The organism is Roseburia sp. AM59-24XD (assembly GCF_003478445.1).
Lineage (GTDB): Bacteria > Bacillota > Clostridia > Lachnospirales > Lachnospiraceae > Jutongia.
Genome location: NZ_QUET01000053.1, coordinates 1 through 7,489 on the forward strand (window position 1 = coordinate 1; position 7,489 = coordinate 7,489).

6 protein-coding genes are annotated in these 7,489 nt (G+C 46.3%); 3 read left to right on the top strand and 3 right to left on the bottom strand.

From position 1 onward, the window contains the following. Nucleotides 1–651: 651 nt before the first annotated feature. The gene (locus DXA20_RS15625) at nt 652–1,092 is read right to left on the bottom strand and encodes a helix-turn-helix transcriptional regulator (RefSeq protein ID WP_022306198.1); all 441 of its coding nucleotides are present in this window, start codon (nt 1,090–1,092) and stop codon (nt 652–654) included. A 326-nt stretch (nt 1,093–1,418) separates the two neighbouring features. Here DXA20_RS15625 and DXA20_RS15630 point away from each other — a divergent pair, with 326 nt between their 5' ends. After that, entirely contained in the window at nt 1,419–1,682 is a 264-nt protein-coding gene (locus tag DXA20_RS15630) for a carbon storage regulator (RefSeq protein ID WP_022306197.1), read from the top strand. 171 nt (nt 1,683–1,853) lie between these two features. Continuing rightward, nucleotides 1,854–3,479 (top strand): flagellin N-terminal helical domain-containing protein, encoded by a 1,626-nt coding sequence (locus DXA20_RS15635; RefSeq protein WP_118562033.1) that lies wholly within the window; start codon nt 1,854–1,856, stop codon nt 3,477–3,479. A gap of 205 nt (nt 3,480–3,684) precedes the next feature. On the opposite strand, the gene DXA20_RS15640 is transcribed toward DXA20_RS15635, so the two are convergent. Further along, nucleotides 3,685–4,134, bottom strand: a complete 450-nt coding sequence (locus tag DXA20_RS15640; RefSeq protein WP_118562035.1) for a hypothetical protein — start codon at nt 4,132–4,134, stop codon at nt 3,685–3,687. A gap of 28 nt (nt 4,135–4,162) precedes the next feature. Next, nucleotides 4,163–5,905 carry an adenine deaminase gene (gene ade, locus DXA20_RS15645; RefSeq protein ID WP_118562039.1) on the bottom strand — a complete coding sequence of 581 codons (1,743 nt, stop codon included), beginning with the start codon at nt 5,903–5,905 and terminating at the stop codon, nt 4,163–4,165. A 195-nt stretch (nt 5,906–6,100) separates the two neighbouring features. Here ade and bioB point away from each other — a divergent pair, with 195 nt between their 5' ends. Continuing rightward, entirely contained in the window at nt 6,101–7,066 is a 966-nt protein-coding gene (bioB, locus tag DXA20_RS15650; protein WP_118562037.1) for a biotin synthase BioB, read from the top strand. The last annotated feature ends 423 nt before the right edge of the window (nt 7,067–7,489 follow it).

Here is a 7,489-nt window from a genome sequence, read left to right on the forward strand (position 1 = left end):
CCGGCGGGTGCAAGTGCCTCTCGAAACATCCGAATCCCACCTTGGGGCGAATACGGAAGGATGTGTTTATCAAAAATCAAAGCAGCAAAGCAATTAGTCTTTTCGAAATCCGTAAGTGACAAGACAATTTTTTAGTCACAGTTCACGGATTTTTAATGCATTGGCAGGCAAAATGCCATTGCAAGCAACCGGACATAAGAAATATTATGGGCGGATTTCCATCCTTGATATGGGAAGTCTTAGTTACATATTTACTCGAATGACAAGGCGGTTGACGTTGGTTGTCTTCGAGAAATAATATTTTATTTTTGTGCAAAAAACATATTGATAATATGTGGTCAGCTCCTTAGAATAATGGTACAGATAAACGCATTGAAAATAATTTCCAATGCAGATTATCGTTACAGGTAAGCTGTCACAGTCTGCACACAGTGGGCTGCGTATACTGTCGAAGCGGGTGCAGAAGGAGACATCCGCCGCATTATCGCCGGAAAGGGAATGCAGACGGCAGTGCAATACTGAGACTGTCGGAGGTTCACGGAGCATCTGAGAGCATAATAGATAAACCGCCGATAGGGATTTTAAACGGCGGTTTATTTTTATGAACTGATTTTATAAAAACATATATCTAAATTTGTTCACATCATAATCTTACTTTTCCTTTTCGGGATTCTTGCGTGCCTTGATCTTGGCGATTTCAATCATTTCATTCCGATCTTCTTCGCTCATTTTCTTAAAATGGTAAAGAAGCTCCTTCTCGATAGGAGTGGCAAACATATATTTCTTACGGTTCGAAGGTTCATTATAAAAATCAAGATATTCAGAAAGCTCGGTGCTTGAAGCAGACGGCACAGGGGCATCATACGACTCATCGCGATCCACATCCATCGTTATATGAAGCAGGTCATCCACAGAAATATTATAAAGTCCCGAAAGCTTATATAAAACTTCCGCATCGGGTACACGCCTGCCGGTCTCATAGTGGCTGTAGGTCTGGCGGACAACGCCGAGAGCTGCCGCAACATAATCCTGCGTATAATTATTTACGATTCTTAATTCTTTTAATTTCTGTGAGAGTAATTCACGATTCATTGCAAACACCGCCTTCTTTTCGATAAGTATATTTCTCCCTATTAACGCGGATGTTACAAAGTGTAGCAAATACACAAGTTATTGTTGGACGATTAGTGAAATATTAACGAAAATAGTTGCATAAAGGTACAAAAACCGTTCGAGAGGACGAAATATCCCTCAAATGATTTTGGTTATTATGTATATTATTTGACAAATAAATTGTTGAAAAGTCACAAAATGTAGCATAATCAGAAAAATATGTTAAAGGTTATTAACACCATGACGATATAAAGTATACAAAACGTAGCATAAAGGAATTGCACGAGGTTACAGGGAGGTATATCATGCTGAAATTATCATTAAAACAAGGACAGTATGTAAATATCGGTGATGACATTCGCGTGGTCTATGTAGGAGGCAGCGGTGGACAGGGACGACTGATGATCGATGCACCGAAGGAGGTACCGATCGTAAGAAGCAGCATCGAAGAAAATCCGGAGAGAAGAAAAGACACCTATTATCCGGAAAAGAAGATTTCTGCCAAGGCGCAGAAGGAGATCGAACGGATTCTTTGGAATGAACGCCATCAGGGCGATACAGCCAAATAGAACCGGTGGAACACAGGGACAGCGAAAGCTCATGACAAACGTCCCATTAAAATGGTAATAGGCAGAAACACACCCGGGACTTCTGCTTGTTATAGATAACACCCTCGGGAAACGGAGTTCCAGAGGACAACAAATCATAAACCACAAACGTGGAACAAGGAGGATAATATTATGATAGTACAACACAACATTACGGCGATGAACGCAAACAGAATGCTGGGTCTGACAACAGGCTCCCTTTCTAAGTCAACAGAGAAGCTTTCTTCCGGTTACAGAATCAACCGTGCAGCAGACGATGCAGCAGGTCTTACCATTTCCGAGAAGATGAGAAAGCAGATCCGTGGTCTTGACCAGGCATCCACCAACGCAGAGGATGGTGTTTCTTCTGTACAGACAGCTGAGGGTGCTCTGACAGAGGTTCACTCAATGCTTCAGAGAATGAACGAGCTGGCTACACAGGCTGCAAATGGCACAAACTCTACATCTGACCGTCAGGCAATCCAGGATGAGATTTCGCAGCTTACAACTGAGATTGACCGTGTCTCTGAGACAACAAAGTTCAATGAGACATACCTGTTAAAGGGAGATGGATCAAAGGGAACAAAGACACTCAATGCACATGACGCTGGTCTTGCCGGAAAGCTTACCGACAATGGAAATGGTACTGCTACATTTACAGCAGATGCATTAAAAGTAGGAAGCAAGGTTACGATTGAAGGAACAGAGTATACAATTGTTCCGGATGCTGATAAAAATGATTATAAGGATGCAAAGACGGCGATTGCTGATGCATATACGTCAGGTGCTAAGGCAACAATGGCTGATGGAACCTCTTACACTTATTATGCAGCTAAAGATAAAGATGTTAATGGCAAAGAGGTAACTGCCGCTGGTTGGTATCAAGATGGGGACGGTACAACTGCAAAAAAAACGAATGCGGATGTTATACAGGCAGGAAGTGTAGTAAATGGAAAGACTATTTTCGGTGCGGCAGGAAGCACTATTGAAGCTAAGACGATTGACGAAGTTAAAGAGGCAATTAAAGCTGCTGATGCAGGAAAAACTGTAACAATAGGTGACATTGCAGAAGGCAATACGACAGCATATACATTGAAAACGGCTACAGCTGGAACTGATATTACAGCTGATGATTTAGCAAGTAAGATTGAAGGTGGAACTACTGTTAAGATTGATACAACCACATATTATGTTCTTCCGGCTGCTAGTGAGTCTAAAAATGAGATTTCTCTTAATGAAGCATACAGCAAGATGGCTGATGCTTTGAAAAAAGCAAGCGATATCGGAGCTGATTCTGATGCATTGTCAGAAGTAAAAAATAATGGCGATGGTACGTTTGTGATTACACAGGGCAAGGTAGCTGTAGATAATGGTCTTTCTTTCAGTTTGCATGTAGGTGCAGATGCTGATATGACCAACAAGATCAATGTTAATATTGATACAATGTCCGCAGCCGGTCTTGGAATTAAGGGCATCAGCGTAGCCGGTGAGGATGGATCTGCTGCAACATATGCGATTGATGCAATTGCAGATGCTATTTCAACTGTTTCTGCACAGCGTTCCGCACTCGGTGCTGTTCAGAACCGTCTTGAGCACACCATCGACAACCTGGATAACGTTGTTGAGAACACCACTTCCGCTGAGTCTCGTATCCGTGATACAGATATGGCTGAAGAAATGGTTAACTACTCAAAGAACAGCATCCTTCAGCAGGCTGGTCAGTCTATGCTTGCACAGGCTAATCAGGCAAATCAGGGTGTTCTGTCACTTCTTCAGTAATTCCAGGAGAAGCTTTGAGTATGCAGCGTAAAGCTGTCTCATAAGTTGTGTAATAATTTCACCGTCGATCGGATGATTCCGGTCGGCGGTGTTTTCTTGTTTATGCAGAAAATAAAAATGGGTACCGCCATATTAGCGGCCGCCACCCGGGCAACGTCTGTTTATAAGACTCACACTAATATGGGCTTACATACCCATTAAGAAATCAAGTTATTATTTTAAGGTGTTGATGACTGCGTGGCTCACACCTGTGTGAGCAGCTCCTTTTCAACGGCTTGCAGTTCGACTTCGGAGTATCCATAGAAAGGATCATGTCGCGGGATACTCCGCTACCCAGCATTTTGCGTATTGCCTCTAACCGTCCTTCCGCCAGACCTTCAGAGCGTCCTTCTTCGCGACTGATTTTTGCACGTTCTTCTGCGTAGTCTTTTGCGTAATTCCTCGCATAATCTTCTACAGTTTTACACATTTTTCCCAAACCTCCTTCCGTCTCTTTGAAATATTTCACAGCTTTACTTAATTCCGGGAATTTTGCATCCTCAAAGGAATCATTTCGTAAAAATAATTGAAGCAGTTCGGATTTATCCGAACCATCTTTCACCACCGTGTTGGCAAAGAAAATATCTTCCCCGTCATTACCGGAACATGGCATCATCGATAACCTTTTATGTTATATTGCAGAATCAGAAGGAAGCCTTCACAACCTTCTGTGCGTTTACATCAATGACGCCGTATGTATTCAGGCGCAGAGCAGGGATAACCGGAAGGCTGACAAAGCTCAGCGTCATGAAAGGATCAATCTCACCGGAAATACCCCAGTCTGCAAGAATTTGTTTCATGGCCTCCAGACGGGCATCGACCTCCTCGAGAGGAAGTGTGGACATCAGTCCGCCGATCTGCAGCGGCAGATCGGCAACGATCTGTCCGTCCAGTGCGATGGCAAGACCGCCCTCGTTTGCGATCACGCGGTTGGCGGCGCAGGCGATATCCGCATCATTGGTTCCGGCGATCACAAGGTTGTGGGAATCGTGTCCGACGCTGGTAGCAACGGCACCTTTCTTAAGACCGTATCTGCCAAGGAAGCCCTTGCCGATGTGACCGGTGTTTTTGTGGCGCTCCAAAGCAACAATCTTAACAATATCCTCGGTGAGATTGACTCCGGCGGCACAGCCGGACTGTGAGGTGCAGTCAGCGATCCGTTCGGCGGTGAGAAGTTCATGGGCGTTCAGGTCGATCACACGGATGTGCTCTCCAAGCTTTTCCATGGCAAGCTGTTCCGGCTGAACCGGATCAACATGGAAGGAATGGTAAACGCGGTCGGTCACGGACTGTACCATTTCCGGGACAGAGGATTCAACAAGACTTTTGCCGTTCTCGGCGGCAAGCACGCCGTCCTTGTAAACCTCCAGCACATTCAGATCAGTCAGGTTATCGAGTATCGCAATATCGGCGTGGTAACCGGGAGCGATGGCACCGTTATCCTTCAGACCGAAATAAGCTGCGGCGTTGAAGGTGCCTGCCTTGATCGCAAGGATCGGATCGACACCCTTCTGTACGGCTTTACGGACAATAGCATCAATGTGACCGTCACGCAGAAGATCGCACGGATGCTTGTCATCGGTGACCAGCATGATCCGCTGTGCATATGGAGCCTCAAACAACGGAAGAAGGGCATCCAGATTGTGGGCGGCAGTACCCTCGCGGATCATGATCCACTGACCACGGGCAAACTTTTCCTTTGCTTCGTCTGCATTGGAGCATTCATGATCGGAGCGGATGCCTGCAGCAACATAGCCGTTTAATTCACGACCGGACAAAAGAGGGGCATGTCCGTCAATAATGCCACCGTGCTCCAGTGTGACGTGGATCTTATCTAAGATGGCAGGATCCGCCTGATTAACACCAAAGGAATTCATCATTTCCGCAAGACCGATCACGCGCGGATTGCTGTAGAACGGAGCGATATCCTCCGCTTCCAGGCAGGCACCGGATTCATCCAGTGCTGTAGCAGGAACGCAGGATGGCACGACAAAGAACACATCCATTGTCATGTCCTCGGTATATTTGAGCATAAAGTCGATGCCCCGGCTGCCGGCAACGTTGGCGATCTCATGAGGATCGGTGATCACTGCAGTCGTGCCGTGCGGAAGAACCGCCTTCTCAAACTCTGTCGGTGCGACCATCGAGCTTTCGAGATGGATGTGTCCGTCAATAAATCCGGGACAGATATATTTGCCGGTCATGTCCTTTTCGGTCACACCCTCATAGCTTCCGATGCCGGCGATCATACCGTCTGCAATCGCAACGTCACCGGTCTCGATACTCTCCGTAAATACATTTATAATGTTGGCATTTTTCAGGACAAGATCTGCTTTCTGCCTGCCGTTTGCCACATTGATGATCTTTTCGTTCACTGTCTGTTTCATGATGATAACCATTCCTTTCTGAAGCCGTGAATATCTTTTCGATATTTTAATTTTACCTTTGCGGCTGATATTTTGCAAGAGAAAAGGGACGTATGAGGAAAGTGATGAAGAGGGACGGTAAACCGGGGAAAAGCGGTCTGATTGTAATTCCGGCGGGGATTGTATAAAATAGAAAGCGAAATGGAGGATGAAGACATGGTTCAGAAATTAAAACAAAAGGTAATGGACGGGAAAGAGATCACAAAGGAAGAGGCGATGACTCTGGCAGAGGCGGATTTAGACGAGCTTTGTCAGGCGGCAGATGAGATCAGAAAGCATTTCTGCGGAAATGTGTTTGATATCTGCAGCTGTATCAATGTAAAGGGTGGAAAATGCTCCGAGGACTGCAAATTCTGTCCGCAGTCCTGTTTTAACGATAAAGTAGAGGTAAAGCCGCATACACTGATCGGCTCGGATCAGATGCTTGAGGAGGCTGCGTACATGGCGCAAAAGGGCGTTGTGCGCTGTGATCTTGTCTCCTCCGGCCGGAGACTTCCGAAGGATGATGTCCGAAAAATCGTACAGGACATTGAAAGGATCCGGAAGGAAACCGGCATTGCGGTGTGCTGTTCCTTTGGCCTTCTGGATCAGGAGGACTGTGAGATGTTAAGGAAGGCAGGGATCACCAGACTTCATAATAATCTGGAGAGCTCAAGAACATTTTTCACCGGGGTATGCTCCTCACACAGCACGGATGACAAGATGGCAACGCTTCGGGCTGCACGGGCTACAGGGCTGACGCTTTGCAGCGGCTGTCTGATCAACCTCGGAGAGAGTATGGAGGACCGGATCGAGCTTGCGCTGATGGAGCGGGAGCTGGGCGTGAAGTCCATTCCGGTCAATGTATTAAATCCGATCAAGGATTCGCCGTTTGAGGATCGGAAGCCGATGACGAACGAGGAATTCTGCCGGACTGTGGCGGTATTTCGTTTTCTTCTGCCGGATGCATCGATCCGTCTGGCGGCAGGAAGGATTTATCTTGCAGACCACGGAAAGCGCGCGTTGTCTTCCGGGGCGAATGCGGCGATCACAGGAGATTTTCTGATGACAGGCGGAATGTCGATCGACTCCGATATGGCGATGGCGAAGGAGCTTGGTTACGAGCCGGGGCTCTGGAAATGATCGTTTGATATAGAAGCTTCTAAGACTTCTCATACCAAGGATGGTAATTCGCCCATAATATTTCCTATGTCCGGTTATTTAGAAATCATATTTTGCCTGCCAATATATTGCAAATCCGTGAGCTATGACTAAAAATTGTCTTGTCACTTACGGATTTCGAAAAATCTGATTGCTTTGCTGCTTTGATTTTCGATAAACGCATCCTGCCGTACTCACCCCAAGGTGGGAATCAGATGTTTCGAAAGGCACTTGCACCCGCCGGTACTTACGCCCCGGATTTTGCAAATGATATAGATACTCCATCGAACATCCGGGGCGTTATGTACCGCTGCGTGGTGCAGTGGTAGCGGGAGCGTGCCGTCCGAAATAGCTGAGCCCACCTATGGGGCTCAGTCGTGCGGATGCGTATTTATCAAAGCATTG

Bases quoted from the DNA above. Each gene is read 5' to 3' on its own strand.
- bioB (WP_118562037.1), top strand. From the start codon at position 6,101: ATGGTTCAGAAATTAAAACAAAAGGTAATGGACGGGAAAGAGATCACA.
- DXA20_RS15635 (WP_118562033.1), top strand. From the start codon at position 1,854: ATGATAGTACAACACAACATTACGGCGATGAACGCAAACAGAATGCTG.
- DXA20_RS15640 (WP_118562035.1), bottom strand. From the start codon at position 4,134: ATGATGCCATGTTCCGGTAATGACGGGGAAGATATTTTCTTTGCCAAC.
- ade (WP_118562039.1), bottom strand. From the start codon at position 5,905: ATGAAACAGACAGTGAACGAAAAGATCATCAATGTGGCAAACGGCAGG.
- DXA20_RS15630 (WP_022306197.1), top strand. From the start codon at position 1,419: ATGCTGAAATTATCATTAAAACAAGGACAGTATGTAAATATCGGTGAT.
- DXA20_RS15625 (WP_022306198.1), bottom strand. From the start codon at position 1,092: ATGAATCGTGAATTACTCTCACAGAAATTAAAAGAATTAAGAATCGTA.